The sequence below is a fragment of the Microbulbifer regidiadema (SeqCode) genome (assembly GCF_052467605.1).
On the sequence record NZ_CP174316.1, the window covers coordinates 2,227,185 to 2,245,824 of the forward strand.

Sequence of the window (18,640 nt, forward strand, 5' to 3'; positions counted from 1 at the left end):
TTGACCTTTTATAGTTTGCAAGTAACTTAGTTCACCTAAGCCTCCAAATAGAAAAATCCCCACGGGACTATTCTTTCTATAAACTTTTTTTCATCAATAGTATCGGCAAGTGTCGAGATGCCTAGCTATGAAGCTTCTAAAGCGTAGGTGTTTTGCCCGGCGGAAGGCTGGAGGTCAATTTTCATCAAGTCATTAACTCCGCATGTACGTAAGCGCTCAATAAACCCCACCTAGCCACCCCAAGGGGCCTTTGATAGCCCCTCATTAATCTGCGGGTGCAATATTCCACGGAAGTAGCGCTTCAATCTCTTCGAGAGATTGGGCTTTTGGCAGCTCAGCAAAGACTTTTGCGAGGTAGCTGTACGGCTCAAGGCCATTGGCTTTCGCTGTTTCGATAAGGCTGTAGAGGGTGGCACTGGCCTTGGCGCCTTTAGGCGTTGCACTAAAGAGCCAGTTTTTCCTGCCGATTACGAAGGGGCGGATGGCATTTTCCGCTGCGTTATTGTCAATGGATAAGCAGCCGTCTTCGGTGTAGCTGCACAGCTTCTGCCAGTTCTTGTCGAGATAGGACAGCGCCTTACCGAGGATACTTTTCGGCAGTACCTTCGGCTGGATTTTGTCGAGCCAGCTGCGTAGCTTTTCCAGTACCTCCAAACTCTGCGTCTGCCGCAGCCGATAGCGCTCGTCGGCCGTGCAGCCTTGGGCTTTTCGCTCTATACCGTAGAGGTGGCCGATGTAGTTAAGAGCGATATCCGCTTTGCTGGGGATTTTCTGCTTACTGGAGCCTTTAGCTTTCTTCTTACTGCCGCTGGCAACTTTTTGCGCTTCGACAAATTTTCGTCGCGCATGCGCCCAACAGCCAAGATGGGTAATGGCTTTTTCACGGCCCAGCGCATAATAGCCGGCGTAGTCGTCGGTTTGTAGATAGCCACTGAAGCCAGACAGCAAACTGCCGGCCACCTCACCACTGCGACTAGGTGAATAGTCGAACAGAATTACTTTTTGATCTGGCAGGCCGCCGCGTTGCACCCACATGTAAGACTTACTGTGTGCAGGCTTGTCCGGTTCATTGAGAACCTGCAGCGGGGTTTCATCGCACTGAATAACTGGCCCTTCACAGAGCTTGTCGTTAAATAGGTTGAGCAAAGGCTGCACCAAATGACTGCAACGGATCATCCAGTTAGCCAGGGTGCTTCTGGGCAGCTCGACATGGATGCGTTGAAAGCTCTTTTGTTGGTGCGCCAAAGGCATGGCATCTTGATACTTGGCTATGGCGATGTGCGCCAGCAAGTTTGGACTGGCATTGCTTTTGGGGATAGGCTGGGCGGGCAGTGTCGCAGTCTTTATACCTGTTTCACAGTTGCCGCAGGCATATTTTTTGCGGGCATGCTGAAGAACCTGGATCTTTGCTGGAATAATATCCAGCTGCTCACTAACCTCTTCGCCAATAACTTTGAGTGCGCAACCACAGCCACAGACTTTCTCCTCTTCGGGGAGGTCGTGTTCTATACGTACGCGGGGCAGGTCAGCTGGCAGGGGTTTACGTCCGGATGGTTTCTTGCGGCTGTAGCTAACGATTTCTGTGGCCGCTTCATCAGCTGTCTCTTCATCTGGGCTATCCGCTACCTCAGTTTCGGCTTCGTTAAATAGCCCCATTTGATCGGGGGAGCTTTTCTCACTGCTCTTTCCGAAGCGCTTATTGCGCAATAGGGCTATTTGCTCTTCCAGAAAGCGAATGTGTTTTCGGCTTTTTTCGAGCTGAAGGTCTTTCTCAAGCAGAAGTGCACTTAACGCTTCTGGATCAGTAGGTAACGATGTAGCCGCAATGTTTTTCATAGCGGCTATTTTAGCGCAATTCTACTTATATAGCAGCCTCAAAGTACAATTCTTGATGAGGTTTTTGCTCCCAAATATTGAGGCCATCAAGGAGTTGGTTTAACTCTTTGCCATTGCGTTTGTGGTATTTTGAAAGCTCACTCCAATGCCATTGAAATCTCTGTTTCTCCAATCGCTTATACCATACGATAAAGCCGTTGCGCTCCCAATACAGCCGAGCGGGAGCGGGTGTATGAGCAAGCCAAGGCGGCAAGACCCGACCGCTGGAGTGGGGATACACGGGACTGGCGCCACGAAAAGAGCGTGGCGCTCAATCCCGACCGGATGGTTGGACAGAATTCCTGATTTATCGTGCAACTATGTTGACAGATACCGACCATAACAATGATTATGGGCAATTATAGCATGAAAGTTTCCGAAGTATTGTCCATACATCTCTTTAAATAATCACCTTCGGTAGTTCAACTTGGAAACGGCTTTAAATTCTTAATTCCGCAAAGTAGTATATATAGACTGACAAACATCAAATGGACCAAACATGAAAAAATTATTACTTGCCACACTTGTACTAACTAGCGCTAATTTGGGAGCTGAAACAATTAGCATTCAAGCTATCCCAACTATAAAGTCTGTGAAGGGAGATAGTGTTAGCTTCTCATTCTCCACAACCTCGGAAATATCTGAAGACTGTAAAAAAAAATTAGACGACGGCATAAGTGCAAGCTTTCAAGCCTCATATAAAATTTTCAATAATGCTGCAAATAATGGCACAAACCTAAACATAGATCTCTATACCTTCATCGATGAAAACGGTGATGAGAATTGCGGAATAAGCACTATCACCCCATAATCTTTCTTTTAGAATCTATTTTCGAAAAGGAAGTCTAAATCATAAGCCTCCAGAAACATACAAGTACAAATCTGGGGGCTTTCCCTCATGTTGAACTGGCACAGCTCTACCTGCAAAACATAACAAAAGTTAGATTGCCAACATGGGCGACACACACCTACCTGCTAGAAATTAAAGCAGGCACCAATAATTCAATTTTTTCTTGACCGGTCAATAATACGAAACGCCTCAGTAGCCCATTAACCTTTTCGGTCAATCCACCCTCCCACGAGTGATAGAGCTTAGCAAAATATATCTTGCAATCTAGTTTTCACTCGATCGACTGATGGCCCGCGCATTCACAGCCGTTGTCGAAGGTTATAGTTTTACACAATGCTTGATAAGGGTTTCTTTTTTCGGCAGGCACGGCCGCCAGCTGTTCAACCATAACCGTCTTACCCGACGGTTATGGTTGAACAGCTGAATGTTTTATCATTCTTCTCAAGCCACATACGTCCGGCAGCTTGTTCGGAGCTTGCTTTTTTTAGCTGGTGGCCAATCTGCACTTTCATAGCGCAATTGAACTTGGCGTAGTTACTCGTACCGTACCGTCGTTGCTGCATCTTTTGGAGAGCACGCCCTGCGCATGGCGATACAGGCACGCAATAGCATATTCGCCACGAGAAGACCAACTCCAATATCTCTACGCCCCAGGTACTTCTGGCGGTAATGAACGCTTTCTATACAATTTACAACAGACCCGAAGACCTAAAATCCATCAAGAGATACTCCGAAGCGAAGGGCGAGACCCAACGCGATATCTGCCTGATCCCCGCCTCTGCCCACGGCACTAACCCGGCTTCCGCCATGATGGTGAGTATGAAAGTGGTTGTGGTTGCCTGTGATGATAAAGGCAATGTGGATATCGAAGACCTGAAAGCCAAAATCGAAGAGCACGGCGACCGCGTTGCTGCGCTGATGGTGACCTACCCATCCACCCACGGGGTATTCGAGGAAGGTATCCGCGAAGTCTGCGATCTGGTACACCAGGCAGGTGGCCAGGTTTATATCGACGGTGCCAACATGAACGCCCTGATTGGTGTCGCAGCTCCGGGCCAGTTTGGCGGTGACGTCTCCCACCTGAACCTGCACAAAACTTTCTGCATTCCTCACGGTGGTGGCGGCCCCGGTATGGGTCCGATCGCAGTTGGCGAACACCTGAAGCCCTACCTGGCGGCCCACCCGGTGACTGAAGTACCGGAAACCAACCTGGATAACGGCACCATCTCCGCCGCTCCCTGGGGCTCCGCCAGTATCCTGCCGATCAGCTGGATGTATATCCGCATGATGGGTAAGCAGGGTATGAAGCAGGCTACCGAGATGGCGATCCTGAACGCCAACTACGTAGCCAAGAAGCTGGGTGAGCACTACTCCCTGCTCTACACCGGCACCAATGGCTTTGTTGCCCACGAGTGCCTGGTTGACCTGCGCCCACTCAAGGAAGCCAGCGGCATCACTGAAGAGGATATCGCCAAGCGCCTGATGGACTTTGGCTTCCACTCCCCCACCATGTCCTTCCCGGTAGCCGGCACCCTGATGATCGAGCCTACCGAAAGTGAATCCAAAGATGAGCTGGATCGCTTTATCGAGGCTATGGCAACAATTCGCCAGGAAGTGGAAGACGTAACCAGCGGTAAGTACACCCCAGAGGACAACCCGCTGCACAACGCACCCCACACCCTTGAGGACGTAATGAGCGATGAGTGGGCCCACAGCTACTCCCGCGATATCGCCGCGCGCCCGGCGGCCTGGTTAAAAGAGCACAAGGTATGGCCAGCGGCTAACCGTATCGACAACGTATACGGTGACCGCAACCTGATCTGCTCCTGTCCTCCGATCGAGAGCTACGCTGAGTAAAATTAGACACTCTCACAGGAAGGATGAAAGCGGGCTTTATGCCCGCTTTTTTATTTTTAACAATCCCCTGTTAGGGCAACGCCTTGCGCCCAGCGCCCGCTGCGCCAAAAATTAACAACAAAGAACAAGAACAAGAACAAAGGTCTCAATTAATAGGCGATTTAACAGGAAAAAGTTGTCGTATCCCACCCCTTTCCATGATTAAATTTCAATGAAAAATAGCGACGCTCTCGCTGCATACACTGTGGCCAGACTACCCCTCTACTTATCTACCATGAGAATCAGGACGATTAGTAACTTATGGGAAAAAAGCCGATAAACCAGAACAAAGTGGTTGTTTTTACTGGCGCAGGCATTAGTGCTGAAAGTGGCTTAAAGACTTTCCGGGATGCAGATGGACTTTGGGAAAAAACTCCGATCGAACTTGTTGCCAGCCCTAGTGGCTGGCAACACGATCCTCAATTTGTACTCTCCTTCTATAACCAACTCAGAAAGAATGCCGCACTAGCCGAACCAAATGCCGCCCATCTCGCCATTGCTGAATTAGAACGTGACTTTGAGGTTGTGGTAATTACCCAGAATGTTGACAACCTGCACGAGCGTGCAGGCTCCTCTCAAGTTATTCACCTCCACGGAGAACTCAACAAAGCGCGCAGTACCGCTGACGCCAATCATATATATGATATTGCAGAGAGAGACATTCATCTGGGGGACCTCTGTGAACTGGGCAGCCAATTGCGGCCACATATCGTTTGGTTCAACGAGGTGCCTTTTCATATCGATAGCGCCAAGAAACACCTGAGCGAAGCCGGCCATGTACTCGTTGCAGGAAGCTCATTAACCGTCCAACCTGCTGCCGCCCTACTAAAAAAAGCACGCTACCACGCCAAAAAAATTATTGTCACTATGGATATTGAGAGAATACCTTTTGGCTTCAAACTTATTAGGGGACATGCAAGCAAATTGGTCCCAAATATTTGCCAGCAATGGCGCATTAAAAAAACAAAATCAAAGCATAGAGAATGAAAAGTAATAACAAAACGGGCATAGAGAAGTTTAAATTCGAAGAGCAGCAACTCTACATCCCAAAACTAGAAGAAACGAGAATTTTAGCCAGCACAAGCTGCCCCGAGGACGGCCAGTCTATCTTTATTCTAACCGATAAATCCGAATTAATTCGCACCAATATAAATACAAGTGAATCAAACATCATTGCAAACCTGCTCAATCTAGAGCTACCCTTAAGTGCAGAATTTCACCTCTACTGTAATGACAATGCTAGATACTTCGCTGTCACCTGGAGACAGTGCAGATCTTATGAACAAGCCGCGATATGTAAAGGCACTGTCATCGATGCAGAAAATGGCAACAATATACTGACCCTATCAGCTGGTGACTATCATACCGAGCAAACACCACTGCCGGTGTGCTTCCTAAAGCACCAGAATAAAACCCTGCTCGTGCATGCGACCGACTGGAATCGCCTCGACATTACAGATCTTGAAACTGGGGAAATCATTACCCAGAGAGATCTTGATGAAGATCTTGAAGAGTGCGATGAAGATGACGACTGGATCTTCAAAGAGTGGTCAGGTGTTCTCAAGCCATCCCCCAATCAAACACGTCTCGCAACGATTGGCTGGATATGGCATCCCGTAGGTGTTGCCTTAAGTTATGATCTCAAGGCATGGCTAAATGGCAGTCTCTGGGAGACCGATAAAAGCCCCAATATGCGCAGCTACGCCATTTGGGATTATTTCTGGGACTCACCATTTTGCTGGATTGATGAGCAAAAGCTCTGTATATGGGGCGCGGGAGATGGAGAGTCTACTGATGAACCAGCAAACAAAGCCGCTATCTTTGATGCAGAATCCGAAGAGTTATTACTGTCTATTTCTGGTCCCACCGACGATATCTTCTTTTGTGACACTTATCTATTCTCTGGATTACACAACAAAGAACAAAAACTCATAGGGCTAACAATATGGAGCCTTGAAGATGGAGCACTTCTCTGTAAAAAAGAAGGGATTTTTGCCGATCTATATATCCCTGAAGAAAGAGCCTTAATTGCCTTTGGAGAGCAGGGAAAAATCACAATCAATCGGTGGAGCCTATAAGTAAGCCAAATAGCCGCCCACAACATTAACAAAATACACCCCCACTAGAAATTAGACATCATGCCTGAAGCTAAAGACCAAGAAACAATAGAGAATTACGACTGGGCACTTGCCGAGCTTAACGAAACAGTGCAAGAGGAATTATCTACAAACCTCAAGCTACTCCAGAAAAAATACAGAGACGAAGATCTTTATGGTGTAGTGCTGGATGATAGCTTAGGCTGTTTGAAACTTCGCTTTCAAACAAGGAGCGGACTTTCCGAAGCCGCGCTAAAACGCGCGCAAACCTGCGAAGCCAGCCAAATACAACTTGAAAATTTACTGCGCTGGAGCATAGAAGAATTTCAGCATGATGAGCAACTCAACTTAAAAAAATCCTCCTCTATCGCCCAAAAAATCTCCAGCCGCATATGGAGCACAGCAAGGGACAAAAGAAATCGTAAAAAAACTCGCGAACTTTATAGATTACAAAAAGAAGTCAGCCACAAAATAAAACAAATATACATCAACAACCTTTTCGAGCAGTATCACAGTTTATTCACAGACAGCAACGATACGCCTGCATGGCCCATCGGCATTTCCTATTGCAATGTAAATAAAGATCGAATTAAAAATTTTGAATACATGTCGAGGATTTCGGGGGAGGCGGTCTCCCAGTGGTACTACCAACTTGGTGATGGCAGCATCTTTTCTTCGCTAGACACAAAAACTCAAACTACCCTCAGCACCCTACTGGAAGAATTAGCCAAAATCGCCAAAAAGGAAACTGGAGATGCCTTTAAACGATTTATTGCTGATTATGCTGAGCACAATATTTACTCTCTTTACTTATATCATAATGGCGACTGCACCTCGTACCTGTTCCCCAGCCTCACCTCCGAGAAAGGGCTCGATTATGTTGCACAGGCATACTACAAGCACTCACAGCTAAGTTTGGAGGATAATCGAACTCAGCTGCGCTGGAGCCCATGTGACTCGCCCTACCATACGGAGAGTGAGACTGCGCTTAAACAGACAGAAACGCTCCTGCAGAAGCTATCAAATACTATAGACAGGGCTGGGGAGCACGCCGCCAAGTACCTTAATATTGATCCTTGCTCAGATAAATTTTACGACCTCCACAGGGAGGTTTCAGAAAAAATACACCAGGCACTTATACAACAGTTAAAAGAAATCGCCCTACTTCCTGAGATTTCTGAGTATATTAAAAGAACAGGCTGTGTTATCTGGATAACTGCCGGTGATACTTCCCACGATCCAATAGAAGATATTGCAAAGATCCATAACAGATCTGTTGCAGACAAGATACAGCAAGAAATGGAAGAGGGGTATCGACTATCCTCCATTGACCATGAATTACAAACCCAACATGCTGAACAGGAGAAGGAATCCCCAACACCACCTTCTTTTTGTCTGTCAGACTTTGATGCTCTTCTTGAAAAATTTAACCCTTCCTTTTTTGACGAGGACGGAGGCATCTATCTTAAGCAGCACACGGAGCAAGATTTCTTTCGCAACGGTAGCTCAGAATCTGAGGCCGCCCAAAACAGACTTAACCTGATGTCACTACTGAAAGAATCACCCTTCTATGAAGAGATTGACAAGCTTTACGGCCATTTCATTGGTGCAGAGTTTAAAAAAGATGATTTCCTTCCCTCTATTGGCCGCCGCTTCGCTCTAAAACTTGGGGATATACTACAACAAGAGTTCCCCCAAAAGAGTTTCATCATACATATGGAGGTTAGCAGAAACTCACTTTCGAGAATTGAGTTTTTCCAAAATCGGCACGATGGGTTTATGCCTGGATTTAAAAGCGCACAAACAAAAGAGGGAGTAAAAGAGGTCTGGCTTATTGGCAGCAAACCAGCCAGTGTAAAATTTCCTGTGGGTGTATTTGCCAGTGAAGGGAAAGCTTATGCCCAGGTATTTGGGATTGTGTCAAACAAGCTACTAACCAACAAATCCCTGTCTGAGCATAATGTGATTTGCGAGGGTAGTGACTATGACCAGGCTTATCACCATGCAAAAGAGGCACTATTGGAGCACCTCAATGAAAGCTACAACAAGGCACACCTGGATTTTGACTGCGTTCACTACCCTGAGGCAGCTAAAGTCAGCCCAAGTCAAGGACTAACTACTTACGATATGCACAAGTACCATGAACATGTTCAATACTGGCGCATGCTGGAAGTAACACCTGATTACCTAATTAAAAATTTAGTATCGTGATTTAGGCAGGACAATAATATATGAGAATAGAAACTCTTCCTCTGCCCAAGGGTGCTAAAATTTCTTTTGCTGAAAAACAATCATGGACTTTATCCCTATCAGAGAAAGAGGAGAAACAATTAAGTTCAGCTCCACCAAACCATCTGATCGCTATAATTGATGATTCTTCGGTAACCTTCTACCTAAACAAGGAAGAAATGAGCTTTGCTTTTCCCGCTATATCTGAAGCCACTATCTGCTATATGACTCGAGCTAAAGGTAGCGGCTGGATAACACTTGAGGCGAAACTTATTAGAGCAAATCGAAGATATGTCATTCTCGAAACCACTGAATATACAGAAATTGGCCTGAAGTGGTTTCTTGACAACAAGAAAACCCTGGAGAAGTTTATCGGCCAGTCTATCGATGTAAGAGATTATGGCTTCGATTATTAGGCTATCCACAATACTTTCGCAACAGCAGTGTGAATGTTATACGCCTCCAAAGCTGTAATATCGTGGATAAATTCCAGAAGGCCCCTTGCTGAGGGGCCTTCTGCTCAGAAATGATTTTGGCAAATTATTTAGTGCCTCTAACCAGCAGAGTCACGCCCCTACTCCCCAGCCCCTTCGCGGCACTCACCGCGCACCTCGGCCCCATACTTAGAAACCACTCTTTCAATTTCAAAATAACCGCGCTTACAAAAACCCGTTTCCAATATTTTCTGCGGCAAAGCCCAGTTTAGATAGCCTTCTACACGACTATTTGAAATGCCTCGAATACCAGTGGCGCCCTGCCCCATACTGCGCTGAGAGCTGGGCAACCCCGATACAGGCGGCGCTATACCCTGATGTTCTCTTTCCAGGGTAAAGGTAAAGCGCTTAGCGCCATTCGGCGCGATTTGAGTGATAAAGGATTCCTTCATCCCTGGAATTGGCTTATTGCTAGAGCAGGCAAGCAGAAGGGCCGCCAAACACAGCCCCACACTCCCCTTTACCCACCGAAGATAATTAAATTTTTTATAATCCACCCAAACAATCCCCCAACTCAAATAAACTTTGAATATGGTTCCAGACACTACTTAAACACGACCGTTTTATTTCCGTGAATAAATACCCGTTCCTGTAATACCAATTGCAGGGCCCGGGTTAAAACCGACTTCTCCACATCCCGGCCCGCATCTGCCATGGTTTCTGCCGAGTAGGCGTGATCCACATGAATCACATCCTGTTCAATAATCGGCCCCTCATCCAGGTCATCGGTAACAAAATGAGCAGTCGCCCCTATTATCTTCACCCCGCGTTCGTAAGCCTGTTGATAGGGTTTGGCTCCGATAAATGCCGGTAGGAAGGAATGGTGGATATTAATGATACGACCACTATAGCGGGCGACAAAATCAGGGGTCAGCACCCTCATATACTTGGCTAGCACGAGATAATCCGGGTTGTACTCATCCACCAGGGCAGCCACCTGCTGCTCGTGAATACCACGCTCCAATCCTTCCGCTGACACCCAGTGAAAGGGAATATCGAACTTCTGAACCAGCCCCTCCAAGTCCGGGTGGTTGCCAATAACGGCAGCAATCTCTACATCCATCGCACCGGAATAGCACTTCATCAAGATATCCCCCAGGCAGTGAGGCTCGCGGGTAACCATCAGTACCAGGCGCTTCTTGCGCTCAATGGATACCAGGCACCGCTCTGCCCCCCGGGGCAGTGCCATATCCAGGTCTTCCAGAAGAGTCGTATCGTTAAAGATGCCCTCCAGGGCCGTGCGCATAAAGAAACGCCCCTCCGCCCGGTCCACAAACTCATCGTTCTTGATGATGTTCAGCTGGTGCTTGTAGCAAATATTGGTAATCTTGGCGATCAGGCCCTTATCATCGGGGCAATCGGTCAGCAGTATCTTCTTTTCCATGGTCAAATTTCAGGCCAAATATCCAGAGTCCAGACTATACACTATGCCGACTTTACGATTCAGCGATCCATTCCGGGGAGAACATGGATAAAAACCTTTACGCCGATCATATGGCCACCCTGTGCCGCCGCTACGACGAAATCCTCGAGCAGAGCGGGTTTGATACCCTCAACGTCTTCAGTGGCGCCCCCAGGGTGCAGTTTCTGGACGATAACTACTACCCGTTTAAGGTGAATCCCCACTTTAAGGCGCTGGTCCCCATTACCGACAATCCCCACAGCTGGGTAATCTACCAGCGCGGACAAAAGCCGAAACTGTTGTTCTACCGCCCTGTAGACTTTTGGCACTATGTACCTCCGGCACCGCAGACTTTCTGGAGTGATTTCTACGATATCGAGCTGCTGAGCAAGCCCGCCGATGCCCAGGCGTTCCTGAGAGCAGAGAATGCCGCTTTTATCGGCGAGAGCGACAGGCTACAGGGCTGGTCGCTGGGTGAGAATAACCCGGAGCTACTGATCAACCGCTTGCACTGGGCCCGCGCGTACAAAACCCCCTATGAAATCGCCTGCCTGCGTGAGGCAAACCGTATCGCGGTCAATGGGCACCGCGCTGCCGAGCAGGCCTTTCGCAGTGGTGCCAGTGAATTTGAAATCAACCAGGCCTACCTCGGTGCTACCGGCCAGGGCGAGAACCGTATGCCCTACGGTAATATTATTGCCCTGAATGAACACGCCGCAATCCTGCACTACACCCACCTATCCACTGAGCGCCTGCCTGAGCCGCAGCTGAAAAGCTTCCTGATCGATGCGGGGGCTGACTGCAATGGCTACTGCTCTGATATCACTCGCACCTACGCCTATGCCGATAACGAGTTCGCAGAGCTGGTAACGGCTATGGATGAAAAGCAGTTGCAGCTGGTAGACAGCCTCAAACCTGGCCTGCCTTACCCGGAACTACATCGCCAGTGCCACTTAAACGTGGGAGAGCTGCTGGCCCAATTTGGCATTATCAAAACCTCAGCCGAGAACGCCGTGGAATCCGGCTTAACCCGCCCATTCCTGCCCCACGGCCTCGGTCACTTCCTCGGCCTCCAGGTACACGATGTCGGCGGTCACCAGAGCGGCCCCGATGGCGGCACCACACCCCCACCGGCCGAGTACCCATTCCTGCGTACCAGCCGAACTATCGAGGAGAACCAGGTATTTACCATCGAGCCGGGGCTCTACTTTATCGATAGCCTACTGGGAGAGCTGAAAGACTCAAAACTCGCTGCCGAGGTTAACTGGGATAAGGTCGACAGCTTCCGCCCCTACGGCGGCGTGCGTATTGAAGACAATATTGTCGTACACGCAACCGGCAACGAAAACCTTTCTCGCACTCCTTAGTTCATAGACTAAAGCAATATTGTGAGAGTGCTTACAAGTAAGCGCTCTCGCAATACCTTTACCTTACTCCGAAAGTTAAAACATTAAAGAACGCCCTACCGCTCCCGCTTTTCCTCTCGCCGCTTGCGCCCCTAAGCTGCTTGCCCCCTCACCGAAAAGAAGCCAAAGTCCATCACCGGTATTACAACAATAAAAGGGACAATTCATGAGAAAAAAAACACTGGCAACGCTTATCGCAGCCACAGTTCTAGCCGCAGCCAATAGCGCTTATGCAAAATCAATCGAGTATATTTTTTACGATAAAGAGGGCATTGCCGGCTCTGAAATTATTCACCAGGATGGAACAAAGGTATCTGGTGAATTAAAGCTCGGCTGGAATAACCGCCGCCTGAACCTCAAGGAGAGCTTCACTATCGGTGAGGCGGCAATGCCCGAGCAACTATCCATTGAAGGGATCAGCCCGTTTGGTGCTCCAGTCAGTGAAGAGTTTTCCCTGGAAAAGGGTGTCGCTCGCTGGAAAGGTTCCGATGAACATGGCAGCGCAAAAACTTCCGCAGTCCAATTTTATATTCCCAAGAACAGCACCCTTGCAGTACAGGCGCAATTGGTAAAAGCACTGATTGCCGATGCAGATCAAAATATTGATTTACTGCCGCAAGGACAAGCACGCCTGCATAAGCTTGATAAAGTGACCCTGCAACAAGGCGAGCAAAAGAAAACCGTCCACCTTTACGGCGTAAGCGGCCTGGGCTTTACCCCAGATCTCGCCTGGTATGATGACAACGGGGATTTATTTGCCTCCGATGAGGGCAGCTGGTTCGCCATCCTGCGCAAAGGTTGGGATAAATCGCACTTGGAGCTACTCAAAACTCGACAAGTCGCAGCCGCAGACCAGTACCTGCAAAACATTGCCAAGAAATATACCCACACATCAACCCAACCCATCCTGATCAGTAACGTCAATCTGGTTGATATGGTGTCGGGCAAACTCGTGAAAAAACAGCATGTTCTGATTAAACAGGGGAAGATCGCTAAAATCAGTAAAACGCCGATCAAAACCACAGGGGCAACTACTATCGATGCCCACAACCATACACTGATTCCCGGCCTCTGGGATATGCACGCCCACCTGTCCCCTACCGATGGTGTGCTGAATATGGCCGCAGGTATTATCAATGTGCGCGATATCGGCAACACGCATGAAAACATCTCACGCATTGCCGGGATGTATGAGTCCGAGCAAATTATCGGCGGCGACCTTTTCCGTGCAGGGTTTATGGACCGGGAAAGTGAAAATGCCATGCGCATGGGCAAGACCGCAGATAGCCTGGAGGAAGCCAAGGAAATTGTCGAGTGGTATGCGGAGCGCGGCTACCAGCAAATTAAAACCTACAGCTCGATGGAACCCGAGTGGATCGCGCCCTTAGCCAAACATATCCACGATAATGGTATGCGTTTATCCGGCCATATTCCTGCATTTATGACCGCCGAAGAAGCGGTAGATGCGGGCTTTGATGAAATTCAGCATATTAATATGCTATTTCTGAATTTTATGGGCAAGCTAGATACCCGTAAAAAACTGCGCTTTACAGAAATCGGGGAACACGCCCATGAACTGGACCTGGAGAGCAAAGAAGTCGCCGCTTTCCTGGATAAACTGGCCGAAAAAGGCACCGTCGTAGACGCAACTACCACCGTATTCAGCTCCATGTTACTGCGCCAGCCAGGCAAGGTAGATCCTGAATTTGCCGATATTACCGACCACCTTCCAGTCAATATCCAGCGCACTTTTGTCGGCGCCGAGCTGGATGTAAAACCGGAGCATCGGGATGACTACGACCTTTCGGCGGATGCCCTGCTGGCGATGATGCGCAAACTGCACGAGCACAAGGTCACTATGGTGGCGGGCTCCGATGGTATCCCCGGATTCACTCTATTGCGCGAGCTGGAGCTCTATGTCAAAGCCGGTATTCCCAATATTGATGTGCTGCGCACCGCCACTCTGGTACCGGCACAGGTTATGGGGGTCGACGAGTACACCGGCAGTATCGCGGTAGGCAAAAATGCAGACCTGGTTTTACTGGAGGGAAATCCTCTAGAGGATATCAGCGCACTGCGTCGCACCGCGCTGGTGCTCGAAGGGCAAAATATGTATCGCCCGGATGAGCTGTACACAGCTCTGGGAATCAAACCTTTCCACCCTTCGGCGCCATTTGAATTAAACGGCACTAGCACGATAGCGGCCAAATCCGAATAAATCCGTATAACCGACACAAAAAAAGCCGGCAAACAAAATGATTGCCGGCTTTTTATTGGTTAAGCAATTAGCGCAATTCAGTGCGCACAGTGCGCGCCGCTTCCACCATATTCAGCAAGGATGAACCCACTTCGGCCCAGCTACGGGTTTTAAGGCCGCAGTCCGGGTTTACCCAGAGTCGCTCAACCGGCACCACCTCGGCAATCTTCTTCAGTCGCGCCACCAATTCGCCCTTCTCTGGCACATTGGGTGAGTGAATATCGTAAACACCCGGTCCAATTTCATTGGGGTAACCACCGCTCTTATCGGCAAATGCACTGAGTAGGCGCAAGTCGGAACGGGCCGATTCAATAGTAATCACATCTGCATCGAGAGAGACAATGGCATCCATAATTGCATTAAAATTGCTGTAACACATATGGGTGTGGATCTGAGTTTCCGCTTTCACAGTGCTACAGGTGTAGCGGAAACATCCCACGGCCCAGGCAAAATAATCCCCGCGCTCAGACTCCCGCAGGGGAACCCCCTCGCGCAGGGCCGGCTCATCAATCTGGATAATGCCGATACCTGCCGCCTCAAGATCCAGTACCTCCTCCCGCAGCGCCTTGGCAATTTGCAGGCAGCTCTCACTGCGGTGGATATCTTCCCTCGGGAAGGACCAGTTGAGAATGGTGACTGGGCCTGTGAGCATGCCTTTTACCGGCTTGCAGGTAAGGCTCTGGGCATAGCGGCTCCACTCTACCGTCATAGCGTTAGGGCGGGAAATATCGGCAAAAATAATGGGCGGCTTCACACAGCGGGAGCCATAACTCTGCACCCAACCGTTGCCGGTGTGTACAAAGCCATCCAATTGCTCCCCAAAATACTCCACCATATCGTTGCGCTCGGCCTCACCGTGTACCAGTACATCTAAGCCGAGAATTTCCTGGCGACGGATGGCTTCGGCAATTTCAGCGCGCAGGTGCGCTAAATAATCCACTGCGGAAATCTCACTGCTGCGATACTGGCGGCGCACACTGCGCAGAAGGTCCGTCTGTGGGAATGAGCCTATTGTAGTGGTGGGTAGTAGCGGCAATTGCCAGCGCTCAGCCTGTACCAAAGCGCGATCCCGAAAGCGCTGCTGGCGCCAGGTATCCTGCAATTGATCGGCAATGGAGCCCCCAATCTCGCAACTTTCTCTGCCAGCGGCAGAGATTTGCATATCCGTATTGAGTCGCTGCTGCAATTGGGCCAACTCACGAAGTTTCTGGCGACTGTAAGCGAGTCTCTGTTTTTGCTCGCTGGGCAGCTCAACCTCTGTTTCCAGGTCCACAGGGCTGTGTAACAGGGAGCAACTGGCAGACAGCCACAAGCGCTGCCGCAACCGCTTCGCCAGAGGCTGTAAAGTAACCTGCCAGCGATCCAGGTCCGCCCGCCACACATTGCGCCCATTAATCACCCCTGCAGACAAGACCTTATTTTCACCGGCCAATTGAGCCGCAGCTTCAAGTTCCTCCGGTGCGCGCACACAGTCGATATGAACACCGGATACAGGCAGGGAGAATGCCAGCTCCAGATTCTCGCGCAGAGGGGAGAAGTAGGTGGCCAACAGGGTATTCAGCTCAGGGGCTGCCGCCGCAATCTGCTGGTAGGCGCTATCAAAGGCTCTGCGCCACTCGCCCGACAGATCGAGGCCCAGTATGGGCTCATCCAACTGTACCCAATCAACCCCGAGGCCGGCGAGCTGAGACAGCAACTCCCCATAGCAGGGCAGGAGTTTTGGCAGTAACTCCAGAGGGCGATCCACGCCTCGCCCCAGCCACAAGTAAGTGAGCGGCCCGATAACGACCGGTTTGGCTTTGTAGCCCAGGGATTGGGCTTCCCGCACCTCGGCAAGTAACCACTCACTATCCAGGGGAAAGGCCTGATCTTTGGAAAACTCAGGCACCAGATAGTGATAGTTGGTATCAAACCACTTGGTCATGGCACTGGCCGCCACCGGCTGTCCCGATGGCGCGCGGCCACGGGCCAAGCGGAAATACTGGTCTAGCTTGTTGTCCGCCGCTCTTTCTTTAAAGCGTTGACCGACCACACCAAACAGCAGGGAGTGGTTCAATACCTGGTCGTACCAGGCGAAATCCCCCACAGTCACACAATTCAACCCGGCCTCACTCTGGAGCTGCCAATTACCACAGCGTATCTCTGCGCCCACTTGCAGCAAGTGTTGCTGGGATATATCACCGCGCCAATAGGCTTCCTGCGCTTTCTTTAGTTCACGATTGGCTCCGATACGCGGATAGCCGAGGATATGTGTTTGCACCATGGCCGCCTTCCCAAGCTCTTTCCTATGAGGGGAACAAAGTTGCCCCATTGAGAAATATCCCGCAGCTGCGATTTCGGTAACGGTCGCATTGGCGAGAGTCCTGACTTGATTGTGTGCCTACACTGTTATCCAATCAATTTCATATTTTTTGCAAGCAACATGAATAATTTTAATGTTGATTGAATTGCGCCATTTGCGTGCGCTGAGCCTTTTGCGAGAGACCGGCAGCCTGGTACGCGCTGCGGAGCGCCTTCACCTGACCCAGTCAGCTCTATCGCACTTATTTCGCGAGATGGAGGACCGGCTCGGGCAGGAACTTTTTGTGCGCAAATCCCGGCCGCTGCGATTTACCAGTGCCGGCTTGAGACTGCTGCAATTGGGCGACGACATACTGCCCCAGGTAGCTATAGCGCAGCGGGACCTGTCCCGACTGGCATCGGGGCAAGCGGGTAGGCTCAATATCGCTATCGAGTGCCACAGCTGTTATCAGTGGCTGATGCCCGCACTAAATACCTACCGGGACGACTGGCCCGAAGTGGAACTGGACCTGTGCAGCGGCTTCCACTTCGCCCCCCTGCCCGCACTGGTGCGCGGGGATCTGGACTTGGTTGTCACCTCCAATCCAGACCCGGATCTCAAAGGTCTGCACTACGAACCTCTGTTCAGCTTTGAGGTGTGTCTCGCCATCAGCCGCAAGCACCCACTGCTGCAGGAGAGCAAACGGCGCTGGGTGGAAGCGCAAGAACTGGCCGGCGAGGTCCAGATCACCTATCCGGTTGAACGCGCACGGCTGGATATCTTCCAGCACTTCCTCGACCCCGCCGGTATAGAGCCTGCGGGTATTCGAACCGCAGAACTCACCATGATGATGGTTCAGCTAGTAGCCAGTGGTCGCGGAGTTTGCGCCCTGCCCAACTGGGCGCTGCACGAGTACCAGCAAAAGGGATTTGTCTCCCAGCTCAAGCTGGGTAAAGAGGGACTTTGGAGCACTCTATACGCAGCAGTCAGGGAAGATATGCTCGAACAAGCCTATCTCACAGACTTCCTTAAAACCGCGAAAGAGACCAGCTTTGCCAATTTACAGGGGCTAAGAGCGGCGACAGCCCCTTACAAAAGTTAACTGGGCAGATAAGGCCTGCATGGAAATAATAACCCGTGCATTTATTGATCAATCCGAACAGGTAAACGGTGAAGCAATCAATAGTTTGGACTGGCCGGAGACACCGGTAAAATCGCGCCCCCATAAATAGATACGGCATTGGCCTGTACCCGGTCAAAAGCCCGGACTTTGTAGGAGACCCTCTATGTCAAACCCGGTTGAACGTTGGAACTCAGTGAGTAAAGGACTGCACTGGCTTTTTGTAATCCTACTGCTCTCTGTATGGGGGGCGGTTGAGCTGCACGAGTTTTACGAGCGCGGCGATCCCATGCGCGGTTGGTTTATGCAACTGCACTTCTCTCTAGGTGTCGGTGTCCTGATGCTTCTGGCCCTGCGCCTCTACTGGCGCGCGCGTCACAAGCGCCCGCAACTTGAGGGCAATAAGTGGCAAAAAGCACTATCCGGCCTGACCCATGGCGGTCTGTATCTGCTGATTCTGGCTATGCCGGTATCGGGTATTGTGATGCGCCAGCTGTTTGGGCGCGATACCGAGTTCTTTGGTCTGTTTGCCGTACCCAATCTGTTCGCTAAAAATCCAGACCTGGGTAAGCAGATCGCCTTCTTGCACAAAGACGTACTGTGGCCCGCCCTACTCGTACTGGTTGGACTGCATATTGCTGCGGCCCTGTGGCACCACTTTATCGCTCGCGATAACACACTCACTCGTATGCTGCCACAACGCTAATTTAAGACTGGGAAGAAATAAAAGAAGA

15 protein-coding genes and 1 pseudogene are annotated in these 18,640 nt (G+C 50.0%); 10 read left to right on the forward strand and 6 right to left on the reverse strand.

Annotation, left to right across the window (positions count from 1 at the left end):
• Positions 1-264: 264 nt before the first annotated feature.
• Positions 265-1,836: an IS66 family transposase gene (gene tnpC / locus ACJJIF_RS10435; RefSeq protein ID WP_444932153.1), complete on the reverse strand. Its 1,572-nt coding sequence runs from the start codon at positions 1,834-1,836 to the stop codon at positions 265-267.
• Between the two features lie 25 nt (positions 1,837-1,861).
• On the reverse strand, positions 1,862-2,116 hold the full coding sequence (gene tnpB, locus ACJJIF_RS10440; RefSeq protein WP_444932154.1) for an IS66 family insertion sequence element accessory protein TnpB: 255 nt from the start codon (positions 2,114-2,116) through the stop codon (positions 1,862-1,864).
• A gap of 258 nt (positions 2,117-2,374) precedes the next feature.
• Between tnpB and ACJJIF_RS10445 the strand changes: the two genes are divergently transcribed.
• Positions 2,375-2,686 carry a hypothetical protein gene (locus ACJJIF_RS10445; protein WP_444932155.1) on the forward strand — a complete coding sequence of 104 codons (312 nt, stop codon included), beginning with the start codon at positions 2,375-2,377 and terminating at the stop codon, positions 2,684-2,686.
• 220 nt (positions 2,687-2,906) lie between these two features.
• Here ACJJIF_RS10445 and ACJJIF_RS10450 read toward each other — a convergent pair.
• Positions 2,907-3,071, reverse strand: a pseudogene (locus tag ACJJIF_RS10450) (IS30-like element ISVsa7 family transposase); the annotation flags it as partial.
• Between the two features lie 266 nt (positions 3,072-3,337).
• Here ACJJIF_RS10450 and ACJJIF_RS10455 point away from each other — a divergent pair.
• From ACJJIF_RS10455 to ACJJIF_RS10475, 5 genes are all read left to right on the forward strand, one after another.
• On the forward strand, positions 3,338-4,582 hold the full coding sequence (locus ACJJIF_RS10455; protein WP_444932340.1) for an aminomethyl-transferring glycine dehydrogenase: 1,245 nt from the start codon (positions 3,338-3,340) through the stop codon (positions 4,580-4,582).
• Positions 4,583-4,882: 300 nt separating this feature from the next.
• On the forward strand, positions 4,883-5,608 hold the full coding sequence (locus ACJJIF_RS10460; RefSeq protein ID WP_444932156.1) for an SIR2 family NAD-dependent protein deacylase: 726 nt from the start codon (positions 4,883-4,885) through the stop codon (positions 5,606-5,608).
• The gene (locus ACJJIF_RS10465; RefSeq protein WP_444932157.1) at positions 5,605-6,699 is read left to right on the forward strand and encodes a hypothetical protein; all 1,095 of its coding nucleotides are present in this window, start codon (positions 5,605-5,607) and stop codon (positions 6,697-6,699) included. Before ACJJIF_RS10460 ends, ACJJIF_RS10465 begins: the two co-directional genes overlap by 4 nt.
• Positions 6,700-6,759: 60 nt before the next feature.
• Positions 6,760-8,928: a DUF4303 domain-containing protein gene (locus ACJJIF_RS10470; RefSeq protein ID WP_444932158.1), complete on the forward strand. Its 2,169-nt coding sequence runs from the start codon at positions 6,760-6,762 to the stop codon at positions 8,926-8,928.
• Between the two features lie 20 nt (positions 8,929-8,948).
• Complete coding sequence (locus ACJJIF_RS10475; RefSeq protein ID WP_444932159.1) at positions 8,949-9,362, forward strand: hypothetical protein; 414 nt, start codon at positions 8,949-8,951, stop codon at positions 9,360-9,362.
• A gap of 158 nt (positions 9,363-9,520) precedes the next feature.
• On the opposite strand, the gene ACJJIF_RS10480 is transcribed toward ACJJIF_RS10475, so the two are convergent.
• Positions 9,521-9,832, reverse strand: coding sequence for a hypothetical protein (locus ACJJIF_RS10480; RefSeq protein ID WP_444932160.1), 312 nt, complete (start codon positions 9,830-9,832; stop codon positions 9,521-9,523).
• Positions 9,833-9,984: 152 nt separating this feature from the next.
• Positions 9,985-10,824 carry a formyltetrahydrofolate deformylase gene (purU, locus tag ACJJIF_RS10485; protein WP_444932161.1) on the reverse strand — a complete coding sequence of 280 codons (840 nt, stop codon included), beginning with the start codon at positions 10,822-10,824 and terminating at the stop codon, positions 9,985-9,987.
• Between the two features lie 83 nt (positions 10,825-10,907).
• Between purU and pepQ the strand changes: the two genes are divergently transcribed.
• Together pepQ and ACJJIF_RS10495 are read left to right on the forward strand one after the other, a co-directional pair.
• Positions 10,908-12,209, forward strand: a complete 1,302-nt coding sequence (gene pepQ, locus ACJJIF_RS10490) for a Xaa-Pro dipeptidase (protein WP_444932162.1) — start codon at positions 10,908-10,910, stop codon at positions 12,207-12,209.
• A gap of 205 nt (positions 12,210-12,414) precedes the next feature.
• The gene (locus ACJJIF_RS10495) at positions 12,415-14,466 is read left to right on the forward strand and encodes an amidohydrolase family protein (RefSeq protein ID WP_444932163.1); all 2,052 of its coding nucleotides are present in this window, start codon (positions 12,415-12,417) and stop codon (positions 14,464-14,466) included.
• A 67-nt stretch (positions 14,467-14,533) separates the two neighbouring features.
• On the opposite strand, the gene metE is transcribed toward ACJJIF_RS10495, so the two are convergent.
• Positions 14,534-16,768: a 5-methyltetrahydropteroyltriglutamate--homocysteine S-methyltransferase gene (metE, locus tag ACJJIF_RS10500; protein ID WP_444932164.1), complete on the reverse strand. Its 2,235-nt coding sequence runs from the start codon at positions 16,766-16,768 to the stop codon at positions 14,534-14,536.
• 172 nt (positions 16,769-16,940) lie between these two features.
• Here metE and ACJJIF_RS10505 point away from each other — a divergent pair, with 172 nt between their 5' ends.
• Both ACJJIF_RS10505 and ACJJIF_RS10510 read left to right on the forward strand, forming a co-directional pair.
• Positions 16,941-17,888, forward strand: a complete 948-nt coding sequence (locus ACJJIF_RS10505; protein ID WP_444932165.1) for a LysR family transcriptional regulator — start codon at positions 16,941-16,943, stop codon at positions 17,886-17,888.
• Positions 17,889-18,072: 184 nt separating this feature from the next.
• Entirely contained in the window at positions 18,073-18,612 is a 540-nt protein-coding gene (locus tag ACJJIF_RS10510) for a cytochrome b (RefSeq protein WP_444932166.1), read from the forward strand.
• Positions 18,613-18,640 lie beyond the last annotated feature (28 nt).